The 25,666-nt window shown below is 68.8% G+C and carries 23 protein-coding genes; all 23 read left to right on the top strand.

Annotated elements, in window-relative coordinates:
- The first annotated feature begins 30 nt into the window (after positions 1–30).
- The 23 genes from GNZ18_RS01985 (at position 31) to GNZ18_RS02095 (ending at position 25,388) form a co-directional block, all read left to right on the top strand.
- A complete protein-coding gene (locus GNZ18_RS01985) occupies positions 31–255 on the top strand; it encodes a hypothetical protein (RefSeq protein ID WP_156214332.1) in 225 nt (74 codons plus the stop codon).
- Positions 252–647 carry a TadE/TadG family type IV pilus assembly protein gene (locus tag GNZ18_RS01990; protein ID WP_376766255.1) on the top strand — a complete coding sequence of 132 codons (396 nt, stop codon included), beginning with the start codon at positions 252–254 and terminating at the stop codon, positions 645–647. Before GNZ18_RS01985 ends, GNZ18_RS01990 begins: the two co-directional genes overlap by 4 nt.
- 59 nt (positions 648–706) lie before the next feature.
- Entirely contained in the window at positions 707–1,096 is a 390-nt protein-coding gene (locus GNZ18_RS01995) for a TadE/TadG family type IV pilus assembly protein (RefSeq protein WP_312874247.1), read from the top strand.
- On the top strand, positions 1,093–1,551 hold the full coding sequence (locus tag GNZ18_RS02000; RefSeq protein ID WP_156214335.1) for a pilus assembly protein TadG-related protein: 459 nt from the start codon (positions 1,093–1,095) through the stop codon (positions 1,549–1,551). The genes GNZ18_RS01995 and GNZ18_RS02000 overlap by 4 nt, the downstream gene beginning before the upstream one ends.
- Positions 1,548–4,265 carry a BTAD domain-containing putative transcriptional regulator gene (locus GNZ18_RS02005; RefSeq protein ID WP_156214336.1) on the top strand — a complete coding sequence of 906 codons (2,718 nt, stop codon included), beginning with the start codon at positions 1,548–1,550 and terminating at the stop codon, positions 4,263–4,265. Before GNZ18_RS02000 ends, GNZ18_RS02005 begins: the two co-directional genes overlap by 4 nt.
- A gap of 287 nt (positions 4,266–4,552) precedes the next feature.
- Positions 4,553–7,006 carry a UvrD-helicase domain-containing protein gene (locus GNZ18_RS02010; RefSeq protein WP_156214337.1) on the top strand — a complete coding sequence of 818 codons (2,454 nt, stop codon included), beginning with the start codon at positions 4,553–4,555 and terminating at the stop codon, positions 7,004–7,006.
- A 315-nt stretch (positions 7,007–7,321) separates the two neighbouring features.
- Positions 7,322–7,957 (top strand): HAD family hydrolase, encoded by a 636-nt coding sequence (locus tag GNZ18_RS02015; protein WP_312874248.1) that lies wholly within the window; start codon positions 7,322–7,324, stop codon positions 7,955–7,957.
- A gap of 62 nt (positions 7,958–8,019) precedes the next feature.
- On the top strand, positions 8,020–9,210 hold the full coding sequence (locus GNZ18_RS02020) for a helix-turn-helix domain-containing protein (protein WP_312874249.1): 1,191 nt from the start codon (positions 8,020–8,022) through the stop codon (positions 9,208–9,210).
- A gap of 403 nt (positions 9,211–9,613) precedes the next feature.
- Positions 9,614–9,925: a hypothetical protein gene (locus GNZ18_RS02025; protein WP_156214338.1), complete on the top strand. Its 312-nt coding sequence runs from the start codon at positions 9,614–9,616 to the stop codon at positions 9,923–9,925.
- Positions 9,926–10,053: 128 nt separating this feature from the next.
- Positions 10,054–10,890: an SAM-dependent methyltransferase gene (locus tag GNZ18_RS02030; RefSeq protein ID WP_173390603.1), complete on the top strand. Its 837-nt coding sequence runs from the start codon at positions 10,054–10,056 to the stop codon at positions 10,888–10,890.
- Positions 10,887–11,768 carry an SAM-dependent methyltransferase gene (locus GNZ18_RS02035; protein WP_173390604.1) on the top strand — a complete coding sequence of 294 codons (882 nt, stop codon included), beginning with the start codon at positions 10,887–10,889 and terminating at the stop codon, positions 11,766–11,768. The genes GNZ18_RS02030 and GNZ18_RS02035 overlap by 4 nt, the downstream gene beginning before the upstream one ends.
- Positions 11,769–12,403: 635 nt before the next feature.
- On the top strand, positions 12,404–12,898 hold the full coding sequence (locus GNZ18_RS02040; RefSeq protein WP_173390605.1) for an HAD family hydrolase: 495 nt from the start codon (positions 12,404–12,406) through the stop codon (positions 12,896–12,898).
- Between the two features lie 158 nt (positions 12,899–13,056).
- Complete coding sequence (locus tag GNZ18_RS02045; RefSeq protein ID WP_173390606.1) at positions 13,057–15,165, top strand: tetratricopeptide repeat protein; 2,109 nt, start codon at positions 13,057–13,059, stop codon at positions 15,163–15,165.
- A gap of 63 nt (positions 15,166–15,228) precedes the next feature.
- Positions 15,229–16,083 (top strand): endonuclease/exonuclease/phosphatase family protein, encoded by an 855-nt coding sequence (locus GNZ18_RS02050; protein ID WP_156214343.1) that lies wholly within the window; start codon positions 15,229–15,231, stop codon positions 16,081–16,083.
- Positions 16,084–16,129: 46 nt separating this feature from the next.
- Entirely contained in the window at positions 16,130–17,008 is an 879-nt protein-coding gene (locus tag GNZ18_RS02055; protein ID WP_156214344.1) for a hypothetical protein, read from the top strand.
- Between the two features lie 128 nt (positions 17,009–17,136).
- On the top strand, positions 17,137–17,466 hold the full coding sequence (locus GNZ18_RS02060) for a hypothetical protein (protein WP_173390607.1): 330 nt from the start codon (positions 17,137–17,139) through the stop codon (positions 17,464–17,466).
- Between the two features lie 96 nt (positions 17,467–17,562).
- Complete coding sequence (locus GNZ18_RS02065) at positions 17,563–18,135, top strand: glycine-rich domain-containing protein (RefSeq protein ID WP_156214346.1); 573 nt, start codon at positions 17,563–17,565, stop codon at positions 18,133–18,135.
- A complete protein-coding gene (locus GNZ18_RS02070) occupies positions 18,132–18,962 on the top strand; it encodes a phosphotransferase (RefSeq protein WP_173390608.1) in 831 nt (276 codons plus the stop codon). Before GNZ18_RS02065 ends, GNZ18_RS02070 begins: the two co-directional genes overlap by 4 nt.
- Positions 18,963–19,101: 139 nt before the next feature.
- The gene (fxlM, locus tag GNZ18_RS02075) at positions 19,102–20,385 is read left to right on the top strand and encodes a methyltransferase, FxLD system (protein WP_312874250.1); all 1,284 of its coding nucleotides are present in this window, start codon (positions 19,102–19,104) and stop codon (positions 20,383–20,385) included.
- On the top strand, positions 20,385–20,537 hold the full coding sequence (locus tag GNZ18_RS02080; RefSeq protein ID WP_156214349.1) for an FxLD family lanthipeptide: 153 nt from the start codon (positions 20,385–20,387) through the stop codon (positions 20,535–20,537). The genes fxlM and GNZ18_RS02080 overlap by 1 nt, the downstream gene beginning before the upstream one ends.
- Positions 20,538–20,654: 117 nt before the next feature.
- Positions 20,655–23,528 carry a lantibiotic dehydratase gene (locus GNZ18_RS02085; RefSeq protein ID WP_156214350.1) on the top strand — a complete coding sequence of 958 codons (2,874 nt, stop codon included), beginning with the start codon at positions 20,655–20,657 and terminating at the stop codon, positions 23,526–23,528.
- On the top strand, positions 23,525–24,598 hold the full coding sequence (locus GNZ18_RS02090) for a lanthionine synthetase C family protein (protein ID WP_156214351.1): 1,074 nt from the start codon (positions 23,525–23,527) through the stop codon (positions 24,596–24,598). Before GNZ18_RS02085 ends, GNZ18_RS02090 begins: the two co-directional genes overlap by 4 nt.
- 16 nt (positions 24,599–24,614) lie before the next feature.
- Positions 24,615–25,388, top strand: a complete 774-nt coding sequence (locus GNZ18_RS02095; protein ID WP_156214352.1) for a thiopeptide-type bacteriocin biosynthesis protein — start codon at positions 24,615–24,617, stop codon at positions 25,386–25,388.
- Positions 25,389–25,666: the final 278 nt, after the last annotated feature.

The following is a 25,666-nucleotide window of genomic DNA, read 5'->3' on the forward strand; positions in this document are numbered from 1 at the left end:
CGGACGTCCACACCAACACATCAGGGGACCATGAACTCGCTCAACACCGCGGCGCTCCGCGTCGCACTCGCCATGCAAGACAGAGGCCGACGCCTCGCCACTGAGTTGCGGGGCCGCCGCGACGCGGGGTCGGGGGTCGTCGAGACGATCATCATCGTGGCCGGTTTCGCCGGGCTGGCGTTCGTCGTCTACCTGGCCGTGTCCAGCAAGGTGCACGGCTGGATCAACAAGATTCCCGGCGCCAGCGGCCCATGAACACGCTCCGACGGGTACGGGGGCGACGCGATGATGGGGCCGCGACCGTCGCCATGGCCATCACTTTCCCCGTCGTGGGTCTGCTGTTCCTGGTGCTGGTGCAGGCGGTGATGGTGTCGGTGGCCCGGGACGTGGCACAGTCGGCCGCTGAAGAGGGACTCCGCATCGCGCGCGCCCGCCAGGGCACCTTTGCAAGAGGGCAAGCCGCCGCGGTGTCTTTCGCCCGCGATGAGCCTGTCCTGCAAGCGCCCTCGGTCACCGTGTCCGGTACCAACACCATCGCCGTCCGGGTCACCGGGAAGGCGCCGTCATTGTTGCCGGGCGTCACCATCACCGTGTCCAAGACGGTGCGCGGTCCTCGTGAACGCTTCACCACCCCGGACTCGGCGTGAACTGGAGGAAGGGAACATCGGTCCGCGCGGGCGGGACACGGGATGCGGGCAACGCGGTCGTGGAGACCGCGATCCTCGCGCCGGTGTTCATCGCCTTCCTCGCCGGGCTGCTGGTGGCGATGCGGGTCTCGCACGGCAGCGCCGTGGTCGCCCAAGCCGCCGCCGACGCCGCACGCCACGCCTCCATCGCCCGCACCGCACACCAAGCCAAAGACGAAGCCAGCACCAGCGCCATGCACACCCTGCGAGACCGGGGCCTGCACTGCACACCCTCCGTCCGACTCGATCTGTCCGGCTTCAACCGCCCCGTCGGGCAACCCGCCACAGTCTCCGCGCGAGTGACCTGCACCATCCAACTCAGCGACGTCGGACTACCGGGGATGCCCGGCGCTCGAACAGTCACCAAAACCCACCGATCACCCATCGACCCCTACCGGGCAACACGATGACCACCGCTCCACAGTCACCCCGCAGGCGTGGGACGCGGCAGCACCGCGAACGCGGGAGCGTCAGCGTCTTCGCCGTCATCATCACCATGGCCGTCGTGGTCTTCTTCGGCGCCGTCATCGACTTCGAGCAGGCCCTCGAAGCCCGACAGGACGCCAACACCGTCGCCCAAGAAGCCGCCCGCGCCGCTGCCGGACGAGTCGACGTCGACCGCGCCTACACAAGCGGCGAACTCATCATGGACCGCCAGTCCGCGATCAGCAGTGCCCGCGCATACCTGAACGCCGGCGGCTACAGAGGCGATGTGACCACCGCCGGGTCACGCACCATCCGCGTCCATGTGGCCCTCACCCGACCCGCACTTTTCCTGCCGGTCATCGGAATTACTCACCTACACGCGGACGCGGTCGCGACCGCCACCCTGATTACCGGAGTGCGAGGACCTCACCGACCATGACCCAGCTCCCGCGCACCCGCGCCGCCGAAATCTGCCGAGGAATCGCTGCTCTTCTGCTCGTCATCGTCCTTCTGGTCGGCGTCCCGATAGGCCTGTACGCGGTGGGCGGCTCGCCCCTCCCACACCAAATCCCCTCGTGGGCCCAGATCACCGCGACGCTGATGGGACCCGACAGCGACCAGCAAGTATTCCTAGCTGCGATCGGGCTGTTGGGTTGGATCGCCTGGGTCCAGTTCGCCATCGCGGTGGGCACCGAGACCGTCTGCTACCTGGCTGGACGGCCCGCGCGATCGCTGCCCCGCCCGGCTCGGCCATTGCAACTGCTGGCCCGAAATCTGATCACCACCGCAACCCTCGCCTTCAGCGCCACCGCGACGCTCACCACCACATCCGCATCCGCGCACACCATCGCTACCGCGCCGTCTGCTCCTCACGAACCCTCACCCGCCCAGGACACCGCCACGAAGGGCACCGCCGATGGCGACGGCTGGGAACCCTTCCTCGGAGATGGCACGGCTCAGCACACCGAATCCCGCGAGCCGACCTGGACGACGCGCATCATCCATCGCGGCGACAACCTGTGGACCCTGGCCCGCCGCGCCTACGGATCCGGCACCTACTATTCCAAGATCTTCAAAGCCAGCCAGCGCCTCGACCAACCCGCAGGTGTGCCAGACCTGACCGACCCCAACCACCTCCACCCAGGTCAACGCGTCCGGCTCCCCCAGATCCGTCACAGGTCTGCTCCCTCTTCCGACTCAGCAGCCATCCCACCGGCCAAAGGCCCACGCCCTTCAGCACCGGTGAAGGCTCCAGGCGACGACGTCCCGGCGCGGCCACGCCCCGCCCCGAAGGAGGCCGCGTCGAGGCAGGTGCCGAATCCCATCGTGGCGCCACCCCGCGCCCCCAGCCCACCAGCACAGACGCCGCACAGAACGGACGACCAACAGCCCTCCTCGAGCATCACCCTGCCGTCCGGATCCACCTTCGGCCTCGGTCTGGCCGCCGCGCTCAGCATCGCCGTCGCCGCCACGCGCCTCCACCGTCGCCGGCGCCACCACCCCGCCGACACCGTCCAAGACACCGCCCCTGCTGAACCGCCCCCGCCGCCGGTCGCCAAGGCCCGCAAGGCCTACCTGGACCGGGCCTTCGCCGACCACGACGCCCCGGTGCCCTCCGACGCCGAACTCCTCACCAGCGACCACACCACCCCCGCACCAGAGCACACCACCCTGGGCACACGCAACGACTCACCAATCCGCCTGCCACTCGCCGGCCTCAGCCTCGGCCTCCACGGCGACGGCGCCCACGCCACCGCCCGCGCCATCACCATCGAACTCCTCGGCAAAGCTTCCCGCGACCGCGCACAGCTTCTCCTCCCCCAGCCCGACTTCGATCTGCTCTTTCCTGGTAGCGACCTCACTTCCGCCGCCTCTACTCCGCCGGGCTTGACCATCACCCCGACGGTGGCCGCCGCGGTCGCCGAGTTGGAGACCGAGCTCCTACGCCGCGCCCGTCTTCTGGAAATCACCGACCAACCCGACCTGGCCGCCCTACGGGCCGCCGATCCCGCCGAACCGCTCCCCACCCTGCTCCTGGTCGCCTCGATCCCCGAACACGCCGCCGCCGTCAACACCATCGCCCAACTCGGCCACCGCCACGGCATCGGCGCCCTCATCCTCAATCCCTGGTCTCACGGCACCAGCCTGCACCTCACCGAACACGCCACCGTCACCCACGCCGAAGGACCTCACGCAGACACCCTCACCGGCGCGCACCTTTTCCACCTGACCAGCGACGACGCCCGCGCCATGCTCGCCATTCTGCGCAGCGCCACCGGCACCCCACCATCCGAAACCGAGGACGCCCCACCCTCCCCCCGCCCCGCCCAAGACCACGCACCAGTACCCGCCCCGCGCCCGGCCCCCGAACTCCCAACACCACCGCGACCATCCGGCAACGATCAGCCCCGACCGATCCGACTACAGCTCCTCGGCCCGGTCCAACTGCACACCACCAACGGCCCCATCACCACGGGCCTACGCCGCAGCGCCCGCGACCTGCTCGCATACCTTGCCCTGCACCCCAACGGCATCACCCGCGCACAAGCCATTTCACACCTATGGCCCGACCACCCACCCGCCAAGGCAACCAGTGCCTTCAACACCGCCGTCGCCAACATCCGCAAAACCCTGCGTACCGCCACCGGCCTCCGCGAACCCATGTTCCTCATCCACACCACCGGGCTCTACCGCCTCGACGCCGTCCTCATCGACGTCGACCTCTGGCACCTCACCACCACCCTCAGCAACGCCAGCCGCGCCACTAACGCCCCTGACCGCATCGCCGCGCTCACCCCAGCGCCCGACCTCTACACCGGCCACTTCGCCAGCGACCTGACCCACGAATGGGCCGAAACACACCGCGAACACCTACGCAGGCGCACCATCGATGCCCTCGCCGACCTCGCCGACCTCCTCCAACACGACCACCCCGAACGAGCCCTCATCACTCTCGAATACGCCATCACCCATGACCCCTACGGCGAAAACCTCTACCGCACCATCATGAAACTCCAAACCCACCTCGGACACCCCGACGCCGCCCAACGCACCTACCAACTCCTCGCCAGCCGCCTCACCGACCTCGACGCCGAACCCGACGATCAAACCCACCAACTCCTCACCGACCTCCAACGCTCCCCCAATCCCTGACCAAGGTCGACAAAGCCGCTATGCAAAGGTGACAACGGCGAACCGCCAAAACTCTGGGGAACCAGTGCTCCGCCAGGGCACCCCTCCTCGCTTCGCTGGTCGGCGCGCAGCGCGGTTCTGAGCTGGGCGCTCAACTGGCTTGGGGGGTGGGTGCCCACGGACGATCACGCTGAGCCGCGACCTAAAGCGGTCACTACGCATTGCGGTAGATCGATTGACGCTCGGTGACTGGGTGGGCAGCCTCAGGGCTGCGGTAAACAAAGCCGCATCTCCCAGAGAGGAACCTGATGGCCATTGAGCCGACCACGGAGCAGCAGGCTGCCCGCGAGGTGTTCGCCGCGGGTCAGGACCTGGCGCTGGTCGCCGGCGCCGGCACAGGTAAGACCTCCACCCTGGTCTTGATGGGCGCCTCCACCCGCAGGCGCGGCCTGTACGTGGCGTTCAACCGGTCGATCGCCGAGGACGCCCGACACCGGTTCGGTCCGAACGTGCAGTGCCGCACCGCGCATTCGCTGGCGTTCCAGGCGGTCGGGCGCCGCTACAGCGACCGGCTCAACGCCGCCGCGCGGATTCCAGCCAAACAGACCGCCCGAATCCTGGGAATCAACCGCAGCATCGACCTCGGCCGCGACCGCCAGATCACCGTCACCCACCAGGCGCGGCTGGTGATGAGCATGATCCGACGGTTCTGTTACAGCACCGACCAGCAGGTGATGGCACACCACGCCGAACCCGTCAACGGCCTGGACACCGACGCCCAGAACTTCTTGGCGCGCATCCTGCTGCGGTACGCGACCATGGCGTGGGAGGACATCACCGCACCGAAGGGCCAGCTGAAGTTCGATCACGACCACTACATGAAGTTGTGGGCGATGGACAGGCCCGTGCTGGACGCCGATTTCGTGCTGCTGGACGAGGCGCAGGACACCAACCCGGTGCTGGAGGAGGTGTTCTTGTCACAGGACGCCCAGCGGGTGTGCGTCGGCGATCCCGCCCAGCAGATCTACGGCTGGCGCAACGCCCGCGACGTGATGACCGGGTTCCCCGCCCAGCACCTGCACCTGACCCAGTCGTTCCGCTTCGGCCCCCAGATCGCCGCGGTCGCCAACCGGTGGCTCAAGCACGCCGAGTCGGCCATGCAGCTCACCGGCCACGGCCCTACCGCCTCCCGCATCGGCCGGACGCCCCACCCCGACGCCGTGCTGTGCCGCGGCAACGCCGACGCCATGGCCGAGGTGCTGGCCTTCCTCGACCTCGGCATCCCGGTCGCACTCACCGGCGGCGGAAGCGCCTTGCAGCGCATCGCCACCGCCGCCATGGAACTCAAGTCCGGCAAACGCACCACCCACCCGGAGCTGTTCTTGTTCACCTCCTGGGAAGAAGTGCAGGAGTACGTCGAGTACGACAGCGCCGGACAGGACCTCAAGGCGATCGTCGGGCTGATCGACACCTACGGCCCCGACCTGATCCTGCAGGCCGTCGACCGCCTGTCACCCCCAGAGCACGCCCAGGTCACGGTGTCCACCGCGCACAAGGCCAAGGGCCGAGAGTGGGAAAGCGTCCGCATCGGCAAGGGCTTCGACGCCCCCCTGGCCGATGAGGACGGCATCCCCCGCGATCTCAACCCCGCCGAGGCCCGCCTGATCTACGTCGCGGTCAGCCGCGCCCGCCGCCTCCTGGACCCCGAGGGCCTTGCCTGGATCGACGACTACGAGAAGTCCCGCGCAGCGACCGGCCGGTCCCTGATCGGCTTGAGTCTCACTGGCCAGCTCAAGCACCCCTCCTCACCGGTCTCGCAGTTCATGCAAACCCACCTGCCCGACACCACGGCCATCGAAGGCGACTACCTCGCCCACCTCACCGGACTACCGCACCCGGTGCAGCCGATCGAGGTTCAGTACCCCGACTGGTCCGCCCTCGGCCATGCCATCGACTACCGGCTCCGGCTGTCGTTCGGCGGCCGCCTCGGCCCAGCGGTCCACCTCGGTGTCCTCGCCTTCGAGGAGGGTGGCCATTTCCCCGGCTCACCGCCCCGCCCGGTCCGCCAAGCCCTGCTGACCGCAGGGCATCAGCTGCTGGCCAACGTTGAGGCCTACCTGACCGACCCCGACCGCCGCCACAAGGACATACGCGCCCAAGAGGCGGTGACCCGACTGTGCTACGTCGCCGCGTTCTTCGAAGACCTCGCCCGGACCGGACACATCCGCCGCAACAGCCTGCTCGGCACCGCCACGCCCACCACCACGCTCGCCGACCTCAGCGCGATGGTCCCCGGCCACGCCGTGAACGACATCCACCAGCAGATACACCTGGCCGGAAAGCCCCTGGCCTCCCTACGAGCCCTGCCCGCCTCAGCCAAGGTGTGCGGGCCGCTGTTCGCAGGCAGCAGCGACCTCGGTGGCGCCGACGCCGACTACATCCTGGACGGCCTCCTGCTGGACTGCAAAGCCACCACCCGCCCACGCCGCCTCGGCCGCGAGGAGATCTACCAACTCGCCGGCTACCTCCTACTCGACTACGACGACCACTACGGTATCAACCGCGTCGGCCTCTACCTCTCCCGGCAGGGCGCACTGATCACCTGGACCGTCGAAGACTTCCTCCGCCGACTCGGCACCACCGCCCCGCTCCCCCTACTACGCCGCCGCTTCCGCAACCACCTACGCGCAGCCCACAACCAAACACCCAAGACCGCTGATCTCCACATTCCCCCCGCGCCGCCATCCACCATGACGTCTTAGCCGAGCTGCGGGCGCCCATACCGGCGGGACGGAGACCATTTACGCCACCGCCGAAGTCGATGGCCTCTTGGCGATGCCCGGCATGGCCCGCAACAAGGAACAGCCCGGTGACAAGGACCCAGCGACGTACTCGCCGCCGCTGGCGTCACTCCGCCTCAAGTGCTGGATCAACGTGAAGCACCGGTACGGCCTCACAGTCGACTCGGCGGAGGAGACGGCGATGCGCCTCTCGCGCGCCAGCGGGAAGGCTTCGGCATCTTTGTGGACGCCCGGTCGTATCGGCCGTGATGGATAGCCCACCCGTACGCTGGAAGGGTGATCTCTGTGGTTTTCGATGTTGGCGAGACCTTGGTGGATGACACGCGGGAGTGGCGGGCGTGGGCCGATTGGCTCGGCGTCCCGCCTCACACCATGTCGGCGCTCGTGGGCGCCGTGACGGCTCAGGGACGCGACAACGCCGACGCGCTTCGGCTCATCCGGCCCGGGTTGGACCTGCTCGCCGAGCGCCAGGCCCGCATCGATGCCGGGTGCGGCGAGCAGATCGCCGAAGCCGACCTTTACGGCGACGTCCTCGAGACTTTGGCCGATCTCCGCGCCCAAGGCCTGTGGGTCGGCATCGCGGGCAACCAGACCGCACGCGCCGGCGACTGCCTGCGTGCGCTGGACCTGCCCGCCGATGCGATCGCCACCTCGCAGGAGTGGGGCGTAGCCAAGCCGGATCCGGCCTTTTTCGCCCGGCTGTCCGAGTGGGCGCCCGGCGCGCCCGATGAAGTCGTCTACGTCGGGGACCATCCGGCCAACGACACCGAGCCTGCCAAGGCCGCCGGCTTGCGGACGGTGCTCGTCCGGCGGGGACCGTGGGGTTACCTGTGGGCCGACGATCCAGCGGGCGGTGGGGCCGCGGACTGGGTAGTCGACAGCTTGGCCGAGCTTCCTGGTCTGCTTCGCTGACATGCGGCGCCCGCCGAGGGGGGCATGTAGCGTTGTCGCAGGATCTACCAGCGGAGCGTACGGTGACCCGGGACATGCAGGTTGGCCATCGCATCGCCGCCAAGCGGGTGGCGCGTCGCCTCACCCAGCGGCAACTGGCCGAAACTGCACACGTCTCGCTCAGCACGTTGCGCAAAGTCGAGCAGGGCAGCCGTCCCGCCACCGACCGGGTTCTGGAGTCGATCGCCGACGCGCTTGGAGTCGAGCCGGAGGCGCTCACTGGGCGCCGGGCTCGCACCGACAGCCGCGTGCACGTTGCAGTCCCCGAGATCCGCAGTGCCATCGATTCCTACGACATTCCTGACGATGGTCCTGTACGTCCTCTGGACCAGCTGCGTGAAGCGACCGATATCGCGATGCGACGCCGCCTGACCTCTCAGTACACACGCCTTGCCGAGGAGCTCCCTCCGCTGCTCGTCGAGCTATCGCGTTCTGTGTTTGAAGGACGGCGCGACCGGCGCTCCGCCGCTCGGATTCTCACTGCGGCCTACCGGTCTGCGGATGCTGTCGCATACAAGTACGGCTACTACGACCTGTCCGCGCGCCTGATCGAGCTGATGCGCCGGACTGCGCAGTTCGCGGAAGATCCCGCACTGATTGCCACTACGGCCTACGTCCGGACCGAAGTGTTCTTCGCGAGCGGCCAAAGTCTCGCCCATGGGCTCAAGGCTCTAGAGATCGCGCTGGATGATATGCCGACCTTGCATTCAGCCGAGCTCCAGGCCGCAGCGGGCGCCCTGCACATGCGCGCGGCCGTGGTGGCAGCCAGATCGACCAAGGACTTCGCAGCTGTCAATGACCACCTCGGCGAGGCCCGGCGCCTGGCGCGAAAAGTTCCAGAGGGGATCTACAACGGCACCGCCTTCGGCCCGGCCTCGCTGCATGTGCATGAAGTTTCAGTGGCCGTGGAACTCGGGGAAGCGGCACGCGCCGTCGAGCTCGCGTCCGGTGGCAAGGACGCCCACAGGAAGGTGCGGCTGGACGCACTGCCCACCGAGCGCCGATCTCACTACTACGTCGATCTGGCCCGCGCTCAGATGTGGCTGGGCATGCGTGACGAGGCGTTCGCTTCGCTTCAGGCGGCCCGACAGGTCGCTCCCCAGCACGTGCGTGAGCATCCATTCGTGCGAGATGCCCTAATAACTCTGCTCCGCCTGCACGTGTCACCTCCACATCCCTTGGTGGCATACGCCGAGTGGGCCCGCGCCATTTAGCCAGCTCAGACGTGGTGACACCAGGTGTGTCACTGCCCGGCTTTGTGAAGCACCAGCATCGGTTCATGGGCTCGATACGGCTGAACGACAGTCCGGGCCCCCGAACACAAGGCGGCCCGGCCCACTGTTAGTCCAGTAGGGGTCCCGGGGCCTGACCGGAGGTGATGTCAGGCATGGGCAAAGTACAGCAGACGCTACGAACCGAGACGGAAAAGGCCTTCGTGCGGGAGGAGTTCCCGGACCGGCCAATCCTGCCCACCACCGACACCAGCCGGTGGTGGATGGTCAGGCCATGGGAACGGACATCTTCAGACGTACTGGCCGAGCGCGTCCAGGACGTCGCCGAACTGTACGCCGACTCGACCCAATCATGCCTCCTACTCACGCACCCTAGCTCGCATTCATGAATGACATGCGGCGACGTCACCAGCGAAGGCACGGGCGCGGGCACCTGCATGAGCGGGTGTACCGGCGCGAGTGGGATGCGGACCGGCGTCGGCAGGCGGCAGAACTCGACCGCGCCGAACGCTTGTGGCACATCACCTGGAGCTTGGAGCACCGGGTCCTGACGGCGTACGCGCTGTTCGACATCGGGGACCAGGCGCGCATCGTGTCCGCTCCCGATCCTGCCCGGCTGACCGCGGCGATGCGCGAGGCCGAACGGCCGGGCATCGATCCCGGCAGCGGGGCAGTGACACCGCCGTCCTCGCTCTAGCACCGGTCCCGCTCGTAACGCCACCGTGATCACAGTCCGCCTCCGACACCATGTCAGGAACTCGCCATGCCCACCCTTGGCCCAATCGCATGTGGCCGCAGCCCACTCGTCGGGTTGGCGGTCGCGGCATGAACAGGCACCTGTGGCAGACCAGCGACGAACCCGCCTACCCGAACATGGACCAGGCGAGCGTGGCTCGTGTCTATGACTGGCTCTTGGGAGGCAAGGACAATTACCGCCCTGACCGCGACTTCGGGAGAAAGATCCTTGAGGAAAACAGACACCTCAAGCGGTTGGTGCGCGACAATAGAGCGTTCCTGGGACGTGCGGTACGTTACCTGACTCAAGAGGCCGGAATTCGGCAGTTCATCGATATCGGCACCGGTCTTCCCACTCAGAACAACGTCCACGATATCGCTCAGAGGTACGCGCCTGAGTCCCGGGTGGCGTATGTCGACAATGACCCGTTGGTCGCAGTCCACGCCCGTGCGCTGCTGGCCTCCACCTCCCCGAGGCTCACGCTCTACATCCACGCCGATGCTCACGAGTCCGTCACGATCTTGGGTAAGGCCAGCGCCGCCGGTCTGGACCTGTCCCAGCCGATCGCGCTGCTATTCGTCGCCGTGTTGCACTTCTTCGAGGACGCCGACGCGGTGGTGGCCCCCTTTTTGGATGCGGCCGCCCCGGGGAGCCATCTAGTCATCTCTCACGGCCTGTCCCGTCCAGAGATGGCCTCGGTCGCCGCCGCTTACCAAGACCAACTCGGAGTCGGAACGCTCCGCACTACCGAGCAGATCACCGCCCTGTTCGGTGGCTGGGAGTTGGTACCGCCAGGAGTGACGCCTCTCCCAGACTGGCGCCCCGCCGTCGGCGAGCCCGCTACCGACCGGGCAGCGGCGGAGCTTGGCCTGGGCGGAGTCGCGCGCAAGCCCGCCAGAGTCGTCGAGAAGGGATGCGTGCGATGACCGACAAAGCCACGTTCGACTGGGCGGCCGCCCGTGCCGACCTCGACGGGTTCGACACCGCGCGGGCGATGATGGCCCGGCTCTGGAACCTGTGGGCGGGCGGCAAGGACGCCTTCCCTGGCGACCGAGAGTTCTGTGATCGGGCGCAGGAGACCTACCCGCAGATCACAAGGCTGGCGCGATACCGGCTGGTGTTTCGGGCCCGCGTGGTGCGAGCCCTGATGAGCAGGTATGGGATCGATCAGTTCTTGATCGTCGGCACCGATCTACCGCTGCATTCGGAAGTCCACGACATCGTTCACCGGGCCGCCCCGCTGGCCCGTGTGGTTTACGCCGACTCCGACGTCTGGGTCATCCGGACCGCCGAGGCGCTACTGAATCCCCTCCCGGGAAGCGTATGCGGCTATGTGTCCGCAGGCTTGGACGACCCCGCCGCGTTGCTGGAAGACACCGCCCGCTGGCTGGATCTGGAGCGCCCCGTCGGTGTCGTGATGCTTAACAGCCTGGACGTGTTGCCCGACCTCTCCGCAGCGGCCGCGCTGAAGGTGCTACGTGCCGCTTTGGCGCCTGGGAGTTGCCTGGCGTTCTGCGCCCTCACCGACGACGGCTACGAAACGAGGCTGTTCGAGGCTATGGGTGCCGGACAGTACCCCTGCCTCGCTCTGCCCCGTAGCCGGGCTGCTGTTCAAGATCTCCTCGCTGGAACACGACTCCTGGCACCTGGGGTCGTGCCGGTATCCCGTTGGTGTCCTGAGTGGCGTTGGCCCGAACTCGACACCGACGACCTGTGGTGCGGCGTCGGCCAGATCCTCGACCAGGATGAGGACGTCGCGGCAGCTCGAAGCCAGCTCACGGACACCACGGCTAGAAGGTCGTGATGGACCCCCAACCAATCTCGGGTGCCGACCCCAGAGCGCCGATGGACCGCGTTCTGTCCCGGCCCGCCGCCTCTGCCGATCCCTACCACGCCCCCAGAGAGAGGACCAGCACTCATGCCACATGAGAAGCACCCGCCCACCCCTGACCTCGGTTCTGCCGACGATCCGCGCCTGGCTGAGACACTCGGAACGAGCCTGCGTCTACAAGCCGCCCTTCAGTACCGCGCCCCACGACTGGAACTCCGCACCGGCTTCGACGGTGAGACCGGCTGCTATCTGTCTGTCCTTTGCAGAGACGGGGCGATGCGCATCGCATGGGCCGGGACGACCTACCGGTGGAGAGCCGAGCCCGATGGCCCTTGGGAGCGGCTGTCTGCGGACCCGGTTCAGGCTGCGGACGATATCGCGCTGGGGCTCGACGTGGACCGACGTCGCGGGCGGCGGCACGTGCTAGCCACCCTGGCGACCGCAGCCCGCGGACTCATGCGCGGCACACCCCGATAGCCGCCTACAGCGCATAGCCCAGCCGTCATTTTCCTGATTCTTGTCTGGCCAGGGGCGTCAGCCCGCACTTGGGATCTTCCGCCCTCGTCATGCGATTCCCTCTCCGGCCGGGCGAGCCAACAGTTCGGAGCATGATGTCCACGCCGATCACAACCGCGGCCATCGCACTGGATTATGGGAAGACGATCTCCCTCGATCATGTCGATCCGGCATTCGGTCAAAAGCCCGTCGATCCCGGCGCGGCCGAGACGTTGCGCGTGCTGTACGGGCGCAAGAAGAGGCTCATCCTCGCGTCGAACACCCTGCCCAGCGAAAGCCGTTGGCCAGCACTCCAAGCCGCCGGTATCGACGACGTGTTCACGCTGGCGCTGCTCTCCCATTCGCTTGGCGTCGGGAAGCCCGATCCGCTGTTCTATCACCTGGTCATCGCCGCTGCGGACTGTCCAGCGCAAGAGATCTTGTTCGTCGGCGACCACCTGGTCAACGACGTGCTTGAGCCGATGGGCCACGGTATGCGTGCGGCGCTTGTGCGCCAGGACGGTCTGCGGGCCGACGAGGAACTTCCCGACGGCGCGGTGCTGATCCGCCACGTCCGCGAGCTGCCCGAACTGCTGGCAGAACAGTGACCACCACCGGATCCAGCACCGCGCCTACCAGCGAGCCCCTCACCGGCTCACAGAACAGGCTTGAGGCAGGGGCACCGGTCGGCACGATGGTGCAGGCCGCCACCGTCCACGGCGGTGTGCATGTGCACACGGCCGTGGACGGGAGTAGACGGCCGCCGATGCTGCTGCCCGCTCCACCCGGCCGGATCCGTGACCGGGAACGTGAGCGCAGCCTCCTGGTAGTTGTGGCGGCCAGGTACTTGACGCCCGACCGAGGTGAAGGGCGCGGCGAAGTTGGTGTACGGCCGGACCTGCTGGTGATCAGCGGGCCGGGCGGTGTCGGCGCTACCGCCCTGGCCGCCGACCTCGCACACCGGGCGGTCCACGCCGGATCAGCGCCCGCCGGCGCCCTGTGGGCCGACCTCAGCGCCCTGGGCAAGGCGGAGATCGCCCCTGCCGCCACCGGTGCCGTGCTCGCGGGCTGGTTGCGGACGCTGGGAGCCGCCTGGATCCCCGCCCACCCAGGCGAAGCCGCCGCGATGCTGCGGTCGCTGACCACGGACGGTGTCGTGGCGGTCATCGACCGTGCGACCAGCGCCGCGCAGGTGCGGGCACTGCTGCCCGCCACCGGCCTGGTCATCGTCACCAGCCGCCACCGGCTGCCCGAGCTGGCCGCCGACGGCGCCCACAATGTTGAGCTGGGCTCGCTGCCATTCGACGCCGGGATGGACGTGGCCGCCGATGTCATCGGTTCCCGCGCCACCGCAGACCCGGCCGGGCTCCGCGCGTTGGTGGCCGCGTGTGGTGGGCTCCCCGCTGCGATCGTCGCCGCCGCATCTTACGTGGCTGCCCGGCCGCACCGCCCCATCGGTGAACTGGCCGCCCGCCTCTCCCGACCCCGCCTCCGTCCGTGCCCGCCGCGCGCCATGGCGGGCCGTGATGATCCACCGCTTTCCAGCACCCCAGAACACACCGTCACCGTCGCTGAGGAGGAGAACATCGTGAACGCCGCTGTGGATGCCGCCTACTCCGAACTGTCCCCCCAACTTCAACACGCCTACCAGGTTCTGGCCGTCCTGCCTGGCCCGATCTTCAGCACCGACGCGGCCGCAGCCGCGCTCCAGCTGCGTGACGAAGCCACCGACAGCGTGCTCGCCCACCTCCGACAGGCGCACCTGGTGCAACACGAGATCGGCGACCAGTGGCGGCTGCGGGACCCCACGCAGGCCGCGCGCCTGGTCGGCCAGATGGCAGCCGACGAGCACGATGCCGTCGTGGCCACCGCCGCCCGCCACTACCTGATGTGGGCCGCCGGCATCGACACCGCCATGTCGCAACGTCGCCGCTACGCCGCGGTTTTCACCTGGCACCCCGAGCGTCCCTCGGCCGTGACCGGACGCCAGGCCGCGATCGCGGCGATGCAGCCATGGGTTGCGACGCTTCTCGCCTCCCAAGCGGCCGCGGCCGACGCGGGCCAGCACTACCTGGCCTGGCAGTTCACCGACGTGCTGTGGGGCTACGTCATCCACCGGCAGGACTACGCCACCGGACAGCAGGTCTGCCAGGTCGCGCTGGACTCGGCCCGGCGCTGCGGCGACGTGGGCGCCCAGGCCCGCATCCACATGCTGGCCGGCGCCCTGGCACGACGCCAGGGTCATCTGGACGCCGCGCTGGATCACCATGCCGTCAGCGACGAACTCGCCCGCCAAGCCGGCGACACCCTCTCCTGCGCCGCCACTCGCGAGCATCTCGGGGCGACGCTGCGGGAGCTGGGACGTCCGGATGAGGCAATAGCCGTCCTGGAAACGGGGCTCGCGCTTTACGACGCGTCACCGCCCTACCCCCGTGGGCGGGCACTGCTGCTCCGCCAACTCGGCGCCGCCCTGAGTGACCGAGGACGCCACCACGAAGCCGCCCCACACTTCGCCGAGGCCGAACAGATCTTCGTCAACCTCGGCGAGGAGTACCCGCGCGCCCGCCTCGCCCTCAATCAGGCCGAAGCAGCCATCAATCGCGGCGACTTCGACCAAGCCCTCGATCGCCTCGACCTCGCCGCCGATCTCCTTCCCGACTCCTCCGCACCCCACGACGGATACCTGCACTGCCTGTATGCCAAGGCCCACACCGGCACCGGGGACACCGACGCCGCCCGCCGAGCCCTGGCCACCGCCGAGCACCTCGGGGCAGCCCTCCCCGCCGACCACCCCACCGCCCACTTCATCCGCTCGATCAGGGACGACCTGGCCGCCACCGGCCCGGAGGTCAACTCGGACGCTAATCCGGTCTGATGGCCGCCGGGCTTCCCTGTCAGAGCGCGCAGATCCTCCACAAACTTCTCGCTGGGAGCACGCATGTCTGAAACGGAGACGTGGGACAAGCCCGTCATCCTCCGGGTCGGCACCTACAACTTGTTCGAAGGCGGCCTGGCCAACCTCGCCGACCACAACCAGTCCGGCGACATCGGCGAGCCCGATCTCGACGATTCCCGCTTGCGCAAGCAGCTCGGGTTGCTGTCACGCCACAACTTCGACGTGGTCGGACTCCAGGAGGCCACCTGGGGTGTGCACTCGCCGCAGCTGGAAAAGCTCGTCGCCGCCGAGCTCGGAATGCGCTGGTCGTTCGTGGGCCGCTCGAACTTCTACGGTTGCGACCTGGCGACCTTCGTCCGCACAGGCGACAATCTCACCGTCGAACACGTCGAGCACCTGACCGGTGCACCATTCGTCCATGGCCTCACCAACGTAACCGTCCGGGTTAACGGGCGCCGTCGGCCCATCCATGTCCTGGTCGGCCACTCAGCCCCCAGCTCCCCCGGCGTTCGGCATCTTGAGGCCGAAACAATCACCGTGCACCGGCACCTCGACGTGATCTACCTATGCGATCACAATTCCGCGGCGCTCGACGACAACCCAAAGACCACCGGACTCGATCCCTACAAAACGGCCAAGAAGCTCGACACCACCCCGGCGCAGGAGCTCGACGCCGCCGGTTTCCGCGACGTCGGCCGCGTCTGGAAGGACCCGACCCCGACCGTGGGGCATGGAACCCCCAACGAGGACGGCGGTGGTGATCATCTCGCCTACCGATGCGACCAGGTCCGAACGACGCTGCCCACCGCATGCATCACCGGGTACGGCGTCGAGCTCAACGGAGACAAATGGTCCGACCACCGTCTCGTGTGGGCTGAGTTCACCATCGGCAGATAGCGCCGCCCCCAGATCCGCCTATCCCCGGAGCAGAGATCCATTCCGCATGACCAATTCCGCGCTCGACGTCGAACCGTTCGGCTCCACCGATCCCACCGCGCGGATCGATCACCTGTACCGCCTGCGCCGCGCGACCCACCATTTCATCGTCCGATACGGCGAAGCCCACTGGGCCGAGGAGCAGCGATTCTCCGGGCGGCTCACCGCCCCGCCGACCATCACCGCTCTCCCCGCCCGCCGACGGCCCAAGGCGCTGGCGGCCGACGAAGCGCGCCGCGTCGCCGACGCACACCTCTACGGGCTGGACGAGGTGGCCGCCACCACCGCCGTCACCCTGGGCGCCCGCATGGTCGAGTTCACCTCCAGCGACGCCGACCCAGACGTCGACCGAGCGTGGAGCCCCGTTGCCAGACCACCCGCCGAGTCCGGCCTCCTGTGGTGGGCCGGCGGCATCGGCTACGACAACCTCGGTGTCCCGTTGGTCGCCGCCCACTGGGGGCCGATGGCGGAGGGCACATGGCTGGCGTTCTGGGCCGATAACCGTGCCGTCGTCCAAAACGAGATGGCCCAGCACGGCTGGACACGTAGCCAAGCCCATCTCGTTCTGCAGGAGTTCGGCCCCCTGGCCACGACCGGGATCGCCGCTGGTCTCAGCCCACGCCTGGATGCCAAGCCGCCCCCCGATCCCGGCGCGAGGCAGCCGCCTCCACCGACCGACTCTCCACTCGCGCTGACCGCGACCGTCGCGGCCTCGTGGGCGCTGCTGACCACGCCCGGCGCCGCCCGCCTGATCACACGCGAACCCGACCCGGACGAGGCCGTCCGCGACCGCCGAGCCGGGCTCACGCCCCGCCCCGCAACCCTGGCCGCCGCGCCGATCGACCCTCAGATCCTCCAACGCCTGTACACCCAGGAGCAGCGGTGAACCGGGACCGAGGCATGCAAGAGCAACGACCTCCGCGCGAGCAGGTCCCTCCGAGACAAGCTCCACGAGAGCAGGCTCCGCAGGAGCAGAAGGCTGCGCCAAGGCGAGGAGGGGACATTCTGACGGCCTTGGGCGCCCTTGCTGCCCAGGCAGAGATCACGATGAAGATCGTGCGCGGCGGCGGCCTAGACGACCTGCCCTTGCCTGGGGTCGTGGACGCGCTGGGATGCCTGATGCACAACGTCGAGGTGCTCCATCAGCTGGTGGCGGCGGTGAACGAACGCGCGGCACAGATCCGAGAGCGAGAGGTCACCGAACGGCCCGCCGGAACCACCCTGGAAACGATGGACTCGGCGCTGATGACGCTGGGCTACGGGCAAGAGACCGCGATGTCGATGCATCGCCTGCTATCGCTGGGGCACCGCGAACTGGTCCTCGTGGACGAGGGCGAGGTGTGATCAGCCCCTGACCATCTTCCTGGCCCCCGAGCCAGTTGACACCCGATCCACCCAGAGGTTGGACAGACACAAGAGAGGCGCGCACAGGAGGTTCCCATGACGATCACTCCAGAGAAGCCCGTAACTGCCGCCCAACCGGACCAGATCAACCAGGTTGGCCGTGACCCGCGTGAACTGATCCCTGCTCCTGCGTTCGCTCTACTGGTCGAGGACGTCCGCAAAGCCACGCACGCCACCCACGACTACTGCCAGCGCGTCGTCGGCCAGCACCTGGTGTTCCTCAAGGCCGTAGGTGAGATCCGCCGCGCCGAGCGCCAAGACCCGAGCAACTACGTCCGCATCGTCCCGACCCCGCCGGTAGATCAGGCGTGGCACCTGAGCCTCCAGCGCACCGAGGTGTACGTTCCGATGAGCTACCGGTTCGCCGAGTCGTTCATCCACCACCGACCGGTCATGGACGACGACATCCGATCCGGTACCGCCCTCGCCCGCACCATCCCTCGACTGCACGCCACCGGCTACTACGTGGACCCGGAGTTCTGGGAGGGCGAGGCCGGGGCGAGCTGCTGTCCGCCTGATTGCAACGACATGGACGGCCGAGGCTGGCGATCGGTGGTGGACTGGAGCGGGCACCTGCCGCTGGAAGCCCCACTCACCATCGCCATTTGAGCGAGAAGGAGCCGCGCGTGCGCACGGACTGGTCTGATCTGCCCGAGGACCTGCGAACCGAGATCGAAGCCCATACCGGCCCCGTCGTCGACGTCGAACCGGCCCCCACGGGCAACCACGCGGACATCGCATCCACCCTGTACACCACCGGCGGCCCCGTGTTCGTCAAGGCCGCACGCAAGCTGGCCGACAGGGACGGTCCCGAGGTCAAGTCGCTGCGCCGCGAAGCCTCCGTCAACCCCGTAGTGACCGAGTTAGCTCCTCGGCTGCGTTGGCAGGTCGAAGCCGGGGAGTGGCTCGCCCTCGGCTTCGACCACGTGCAAGGACGCCCCGCCGACTTCTCTCCAGGGTCGCCCGACCTGGATGTGCTGGCCAAGACCATCCAGGCGATTCACAACGCTCCGTGCCCCGACGCGGTACGACTGGTCGTCGAGCGACGCTGGCAAAAACACACTGCTGACGTGGCCTTTCTAGCCGGGCACACGCTGCTTCACACCGACCTCAACCAGGACAACTTCATCATCACCTCCGACGGCCGCGCCTACGTGGTGGACTGGGCGTTCGTATCCCGCGGTGCCGCCTGGGTGGAGTTGGGGCTGCTGATCCCCTGGCTGCTCAAGGCCGGCCACTCGCCGAACGAAGCCGAGGCGTGGGTTTCCCAGTTCCCGTCCTGGGAGCAGACTGCGGCGGCCGACATCGACACCTTCGCCGCGGCGTTCGCCATGCAGTGGCGGAAGGCGAGTCAGATGCGCGAGGACCCTTGGGTTCACCTTCACGCCGATCTGACCGGGCGGTGGGACGACCACCGCCGCCAGCTGGCAACGTGAAACCGACTATCACCACCCCGCCCGTTCCCTCGACCACGCCAAAGGGCGGATGGTCGAACAGCGACAAGGAGGCTCTCTTCGTGACATCGCACCGTCGCCGGTTCGCACACCGGTTCGTACCGACCCGGGGAAGTGCGTCGTGAGCGTCGACACTGCAAGCCGTGCCGACCGGGCCGAGGAGCTTCGCAACGCCCTGGTCGACACGATCATCACCGACCATCGGGGCAAGGGTTTGGCGATGCCTGCCGAGGTGGAGGCGGCGATGCGGACGGTTCCTCGCGAGGTGTTCACTCCGGGCGTCACGTTGGAGGAGGCGTACGAGAACACTGCGGTGATCACCGCCCGGCGTGGTGAGGAGGCGGTCAGTTCGGTATCGGCGCCATACCTGATCGCCGAGATGCTCGGCCAGGCGGTCGAGGCGCTCGGCGGGTTGGAGGGCCGCGCCGTCCTGGAGGTCGGCAGCGGCGGCTACAACGCCTCGCTGCTGCGCGAGCTCGTCGGCCCGTCCGGGTCGGTCACGACCGTCGACATCGACCCCGAGGTGACCGACCGGGCCGCCTCCTGCCTGGAGCGGGCGGGCTACAACGACGTCACCGTGGTCTGCGCGGACGCCGAGCACCCGGTCGAGCCGGCCCGCCGCTACGACCTGATCACCGTGACTGCGGGGGCCTGGGACATTCCACCCGCGTGGCGCGAGCAACTCGCCGAGGACGGTGTCCTGGTCGTCCCCCTGCGCACGTGGGGGCTGACCCGGTCGTGGGCACTGCGACGCTCCGGAGACCGGTTGACCAGCCTCAGCCACCGGCAGTGCGGGTTCGTCTCAATGCGGGGGGACGGCGGCAGGAGCCTGCGGTACGTCGACGTCGCCGAGGGTGTGCACCTGCGCCTCGATGAGGACACCCTCGCCGCCCCTGACGCGCTCGCCCGCACGGTCGGCGACCTGCTCAGCCAGCCCCGCGAGGTGGCATGGGCCGGGGTAAGCCTTCCGCCCCGCACCATGTTGTCCAACCTGGACCTGTGGCTGGCCACTCGTTTCGCGGGGGAGGCCGGCGAGTTCATGGTGCTGACGGCGCAGGAGGAGGCCGTCGAGTCCGGCATCGTCGCGCCGTCGTGGCGGTTCGGTGCCCCCGCCGCCCTGGTCGAGGGCACGTTCTCCTACCGGTCGGCGCTGAAGTGGACCGACCGGAGGTTTGATCTCGGCGCAACCGCCCACGGACCCGCCGCCGCTGCGGCGGCCGAGCGGATAGTCGAGCACATGCGCGCATGGCTGAACGCCGCCAGTCCGATTCCGGCTCTGGAGGTTCTGCCCGCGCGCACTCCCGACGGCGACCTGCCGGACGGGACCGTCCTGGACAAGCGACACAGCCGCATCGTCCTTTCCTTCCCCACCGTCATCTCCCAGCCAGAAGGGACAAACTCCTGATGGAGCACGACGAGCAGTACGACTTGAACATCCGTCTGGTCGACTCCGGGGACGTCGCCAGCGGTCACGCCACCAGCACCGACGACAACTGCGGCTCGGGCAACACCGACTCGGACGCCTGTACCACCAACGCCGACGCTGGCGTGCGCTAACCACCCCGCAACGCCTCTTGCCGGGCCTGGTCCCGCGCGCGGCTCCGTCCGCAACAGGGCCGGGCCCGGCCCGCGTTGAACGCCCCCTCTGCCGACCGCCAGGACGGTGAGCGACCCATGTTCCACGCGACGAGCGCGGCACTGATCAGAGCGGCCGCCTATCCCGATGATCTGGTCCTGCCCGCCTGGCCCGACCTGGCCGCCGACCAGCCTGGACCGTGGCGGGAGTGGCTGGAGGAGGCGTGGGCGCTGCCCGGGTTCGCGCCCGCTGTCACCTCGGCCGCGCCCGACCTCGCCGCCCAGATCGGGCGCGTACTGGACGGACAGGCCATGCAGACGCGCCGATTACGGCGCCTGGTGGAGGCCACGATCCGATACCTACTGAGGTGGACGACCCGCGCGACTCCCTTCGGCCGCTTCGCCGGTGTGGCGCCGGTCGAGCTCGGCCCGCGCGCGGCGGTGCACTGGAGCGGGCGACACCGTGCCGCAGCCCGTCCCGACGACCGTTTCATTGCGGAGCAGACCGCGCGGGCCGAGCGGGAGCTGCCGGTCCTGCGTGCGGTCGCGGTGATGACCAACCCTCTTGGATACGCCCGTGGCGGACGTTGGGTGCTGCCATGCGCACGCACCGAGCAGGACCGGATGTGGGACGTGGAGATCGAGCTGACCGAACCGGTGCGGGCTGCGGTCGAGCGGGCCGTCTCCGCCGTCGCGTTCACTGATCTTGCCGTTACGGTGGCCGACAAGCTTCCCGATGGTATGGCCGAGGCCGAACGATTGCTGGCCGCGCTGGTGAACGCCGGGGTGCTGGTGTCGGCGATACGACCGCCGATGACCGTGACCGACCCGTCCGCGCACCTGACCCGCCACCTCGCCGACCACGCTGCCGGACGCCTCGACCTGCCCGACCCCGGCGACCAGATCGCCGTCGACCTGCGGGTCGGCTGCTCGGTGACCCTGCCACCAGCAGTGGTCGCCGCCGCTGAAGACGCGGCTAGCACGCTCACCGCCGTGGCGCCGCGGCTGCCCGGCTGGACCGTCTACCATCGCGCGTTCATCGAACGGTGGGGGCCAGGCGCCGCCGTCCCGCTACGCGAGGTGGTGAACGTCCTAGGATTTCCCGCCGGCTACCGAAGCTCGGCCCGTCGCGACCCGGCGGCCTTCACCGCCCGCGACGCGCTGCTCGCCGACCTGGCCCAGCAGTCGGCCTTGGACGGCTGCGCCGACGTCCTGCTCGATGACGACCTGATCGCCGCGCTGCGCGGCGAGGATCCGCGGCCACCGATCCCGCACACCGAACTCCGGTTCACCCTCACCGCCCCGACACCACGGCACCTGGATCGGGGCGCGTTCACCCTGACCGTGGTGAGCGGCGCCCGCCACGCCGGCGTCGCGGCCGCCCGGTTCCTGTACCTGCTCACCCCCGACGAGCTGGAGCGCTTCCGCAGCGTCTACACCTGTCTTCCGGCCGCGATGCCCGGCGCCGACATCGTGCAGCTCTCGGCGCCTCCACTCGACGCGGGCCTGGCGACCCTCGCCCGCACACCCCAGGTGCTGCCCGTGCTGCCGGTCGGGGACTTCCACCCCGCCCCGTCCTGGACGCTGGCGGACCTGGCGGTGGCGGGAGACGGCGAGCGGCTGTGGCTGGTCTCGGCGACCACCGGGCGGCCGGTCGAGCCGCTGCTGTTCAACTGCGTGATGCTGCCGACCGCCCAGCAACCACTCGTGCGGTTCCTGACCGAGATCTGGACAGCGTGGACCGCGCCGTGCGCCCGGTTCGATTGGGGGCACGCCACCGGTTTGCCGTTCCTGCCCAGGGTCCGGCGTGGCCGCGCCGTCCTGCACCCGGCTCGCTGGAGCGTCCGCGCGGCCGCGCTGCCCGGCCGCACCACCTCGTGGCCGCAGTGGCGAGACGCCTGGCAGCGATACCGCGAACGGCACCGGCTGCCGCACCAGGTCTTGATCAGCGCAGGGCGCGGCGTCGATGACGTGCGGTTGCGCCTGGACCTGGACGAGACCGCCCACCTAGTGCTGCTGCGCAGCCACCTGCACCGGCACGACGCCGCCGTCCTCACCGAGGCCGACGGGCCGTCGGGCTGGATCGGCGGCAGACCGGCCGAACTCCTGCTCACCCTCACCTCCACCCCACCACACCCCCGTCGCCCACCCCGGCCTTCCCGCCCCACCGGCATCCTTCAGCACCTGCCCGGACGGTCACGATGGCTGGACGCCCGCGTTTTTGGCCGATCCCAGACCACGATCACCGACATCCTCACCCGCCTCCCCGAACTCCCCGCGGGCTGGTGGTTCCTGCGCTACCCCGACCCCACCCCCCACCTGCGGCTACGAATACCGCTGCGCGACAGGAACCACTTCGCGGCCATCACCCACGACCTCGCCCAGTGGGCCGAGCAGCTGCACAACAACGGATTGGTGAACGACTATGCCCTGGCGACCTACCGACCTGAAACCCGCCACGGAAGCGGCCCGGCCCTGGCCGCGGCCGAAGCGGTCTTCGCCGCCGACTCCCGCGCCGTCCTCGGGCGGCTGTCGGGCGAGTTGGAGGCCGCCGCAGCCGCCGGGATGATCACCATCGCGCACGGGTTCACCGGCGGCGACGGCCTGCGGTGGCTCGTCGACCACGTGCCGCACCGCAGCGGACCACGCCTGGAACCCGCCCAACTCGCCCGCGCCCGCCACCCACACCACGGCCCAGACCACGAGCTGGCGACGGAGTTGGCTACGGCCCTGGCCACCTACCGAGCCATCGCCGCCCGGGACGGGCTGGACACCGACCAGGTATTGGCCGACCTGCTGCACCTGCACCACGCCCGCATGATCGGCGTCGACACCGCATCCGAGCGACACTGCCTGCGACTCGCCCGCACCATCGCCCACACCCACCTCCACACCAACCGCAACAGCTACATGCGCACCAACCTTCATGACCAAGACACTCGTGGCCGCGACCCCATCAGCAGGACGTCATGAGCACGGGGCAAAACCTCGCCGACGGCGCCGCCGGAATCGCCCTCCTCCACCTGGAAACCGGCGACTGGGAAGCCGCGTACACGGCGCTACGGGAGGCCGTCGCCGACGGCGTCAGCATCGCCGGCGGGGCCAGCCTCTACTACGGCGCTCCCGCTCTGGCGTTCGTCCTCGCCGCCTCCGACCGGGCGGACCTTACCCGCGCCAAAGCCGTCGCCGCCGCAGGGACCGCGACGGTGACGCGCCGTCGCCTGGAGGCCGCCCACCGGCGCATCGACCAACGCCAGCGTCCGCCCTACGCCGAATTCGACCTCATCGGCGGGCTCACCGGCCTCGGCGTCGCCCTACGCCGCATCGGCGACCTCGACCTGCTCCGCGACGTCCTGACCTACCTGGTCCGCCTCACCGAGCCACTCGACGGACTCCCCGGCTGGTGGTGCCCCACCGGCCCCCACCGCACCAAACCCGGCCCGCCCGGAGGCCACAGCAACCACGGAATGGCACACGGCATCACCGGACCACTCGCCCTAATGGCGCTGACCCTACGCGACGGCATGCACGTCCCCGGACAACCAGCGGCAATCGCCCGCATCTGCACGTGGCTCGACCAATGGGAACAGCAAACCGATGACGGCTCCGCATGGTGGCCGCAGACCATCACCCTAGAAGAACTACACTACGGCGACACCGATCAGCCGGGCCCGTTGCGGCCGTCGTGGTGCTACGGGACTCCGGGCATCGCCCGCGCCCAGCAACTCGCCGGCCACGCCCTCAGCGACACCGCACGCCAGAGAAAAGCCGAAAAGGCCTTCACCGCATGCGTGAGCGACCACGAACAACTGGTCCTCCTCACCTGCCGCAGCCTCTGCCACGGAACCAGCGGCCTCCTAGCCGCCGGACGACGAATCGCCGCCGACGCCCATGCCCCCATCTCTGCCCCACTGCCGCTGGACCTGCACCCAAAACCCGCCCCACCCGGCGAGCCACCCGGCTTCCTCAACGGGACGGCCGGAGCAGAACTGACCACCACCGGAACCGTCACCTCCTGGGACGCCTGCCTCCTCCTGTGCTGACGAAAGACACCACATCATGGACGAACCCCCCTGCGAGACTTCCTCCTGGACGCAGGTGAACATCGCCTTCCCCGGCCACAACGCCCGTGAGCGCGAACGACGAGCCGCCGCCCATCTCGTGCGGATTCTCCCCGCAGCCGAGGCCGACGGCCGCATCACCTCATGGTTCTTCACCCGCAAGACCCGCTGGCGCATCCGCTACCGCCCCGCAAAAGCCAGCGACAGCCGCCCCCTCCGTTCCCTCCTCACCCAAGGCGTCGACTCGACCAACGACATCTACGAGCCCGAAGTCCACGCCTTCGGCGGCCACCCCAGCATGGAAACCGCGCACCAGCTGTTCCACGCCGACAGCCACCACCTGCTCACCTTCCTCAACGGCGCTCCCACCGACCGCAGAGAACGATCACTGATCCTGCTCACCACACTCATGCGAGCCGCAGGCCTGGAGTTCGGCGAGCAAGGCGACGTATGGGCCCGCGTCGCCGAACAACGCTCCCCCCTACGCAGCGACCTCCCCGAACCCGCAACATGGGCCTCCTTCACCCACGGCGTCCGACACCTCCTCCTCGGCAAGCCCCGACCCGACGACATCGGCAGCCACTGGCTCACCGCGTTCGAGACAGCCGGGGGGCAACTCAAAGACCTGCGCGAGAGGGGCCAGCTCACGCGAGGGATACGCGCGATCACCGCCCTCCATGTGATCTTCCACTGGAACCGAATCGGTCTCACCGGCCCCACGCAGGCAGAACTCGCGCAAGCCGTGAAGGAAGCGATTCTTGCTCCCTACTGAACAGGACCTCGATCACGCTTCTCGCAGGATGCTCGCAGCCAGTTGGTAGTCGATGGGCGCCGCTACTCTTCCCGTCCGGCTCCGCACGATCGCGTCCCGGCCAGGGAGCCCCGGTGCGGCGAACGGCAGGGGGGCAGCATCCGTCTGGTGCTCGCCCAATCACGCGCCCGATGACGGTCCCCGCTCTCGCCACGTCGGATCGTCGCGGACGTCCACGCCGCCGTGGGACGCGGCAACATCGCCCTCGCCGACACGGGGGCGGTGAAGATCCGGATCGC

Origin of the sequence: Actinomadura litoris, assembly GCF_009733595.1 — a bacterium.
GTDB lineage: Bacteria > Actinomycetota > Actinomycetes > Streptosporangiales > Streptosporangiaceae > Spirillospora > Spirillospora litoris.

What these genes read in the sequence shown, in the direction of transcription:
- GNZ18_RS02010 (WP_156214337.1), top strand. Translation starts at nt 4,553, where the DNA reads ATGGCCATTGAGCCGACCACGGAGCAGCAGGCTGCCCGCGAGGTGTTC.
- GNZ18_RS02005 (WP_156214336.1), top strand. Translation starts at nt 1,548, where the DNA reads ATGACCCAGCTCCCGCGCACCCGCGCCGCCGAAATCTGCCGAGGAATC.
- GNZ18_RS02080 (WP_156214349.1), top strand. Translation starts at nt 20,385, where the DNA reads ATGGAGCACGACGAGCAGTACGACTTGAACATCCGTCTGGTCGACTCC.
- GNZ18_RS02000 (WP_156214335.1), top strand. Translation starts at nt 1,093, where the DNA reads ATGACCACCGCTCCACAGTCACCCCGCAGGCGTGGGACGCGGCAGCAC.
- GNZ18_RS02025 (WP_156214338.1), top strand. Translation starts at nt 9,614, where the DNA reads ATGAATGACATGCGGCGACGTCACCAGCGAAGGCACGGGCGCGGGCAC.
- GNZ18_RS02095 (WP_156214352.1), top strand. Translation starts at nt 24,615, where the DNA reads ATGGACGAACCCCCCTGCGAGACTTCCTCCTGGACGCAGGTGAACATC.
- GNZ18_RS01990 (WP_376766255.1), top strand. Translation starts at nt 252, where the DNA reads ATGAACACGCTCCGACGGGTACGGGGGCGACGCGATGATGGGGCCGCG.
- GNZ18_RS02085 (WP_156214350.1), top strand. Translation starts at nt 20,655, where the DNA reads ATGTTCCACGCGACGAGCGCGGCACTGATCAGAGCGGCCGCCTATCCC.
- GNZ18_RS02090 (WP_156214351.1), top strand. Translation starts at nt 23,525, where the DNA reads ATGAGCACGGGGCAAAACCTCGCCGACGGCGCCGCCGGAATCGCCCTC.
- GNZ18_RS02035 (WP_173390604.1), top strand. Translation starts at nt 10,887, where the DNA reads ATGACCGACAAAGCCACGTTCGACTGGGCGGCCGCCCGTGCCGACCTC.
- GNZ18_RS02030 (WP_173390603.1), top strand. Translation starts at nt 10,054, where the DNA reads ATGAACAGGCACCTGTGGCAGACCAGCGACGAACCCGCCTACCCGAAC.
- GNZ18_RS02040 (WP_173390605.1), top strand. Translation starts at nt 12,404, where the DNA reads ATGATGTCCACGCCGATCACAACCGCGGCCATCGCACTGGATTATGGG.
- GNZ18_RS02050 (WP_156214343.1), top strand. Translation starts at nt 15,229, where the DNA reads ATGTCTGAAACGGAGACGTGGGACAAGCCCGTCATCCTCCGGGTCGGC.
- GNZ18_RS02065 (WP_156214346.1), top strand. Translation starts at nt 17,563, where the DNA reads ATGACGATCACTCCAGAGAAGCCCGTAACTGCCGCCCAACCGGACCAG.
- GNZ18_RS01985 (WP_156214332.1), top strand. Translation starts at nt 31, where the DNA reads ATGAACTCGCTCAACACCGCGGCGCTCCGCGTCGCACTCGCCATGCAA.
- GNZ18_RS02055 (WP_156214344.1), top strand. Translation starts at nt 16,130, where the DNA reads ATGACCAATTCCGCGCTCGACGTCGAACCGTTCGGCTCCACCGATCCC.
- GNZ18_RS02045 (WP_173390606.1), top strand. Translation starts at nt 13,057, where the DNA reads ATGCTGCTGCCCGCTCCACCCGGCCGGATCCGTGACCGGGAACGTGAG.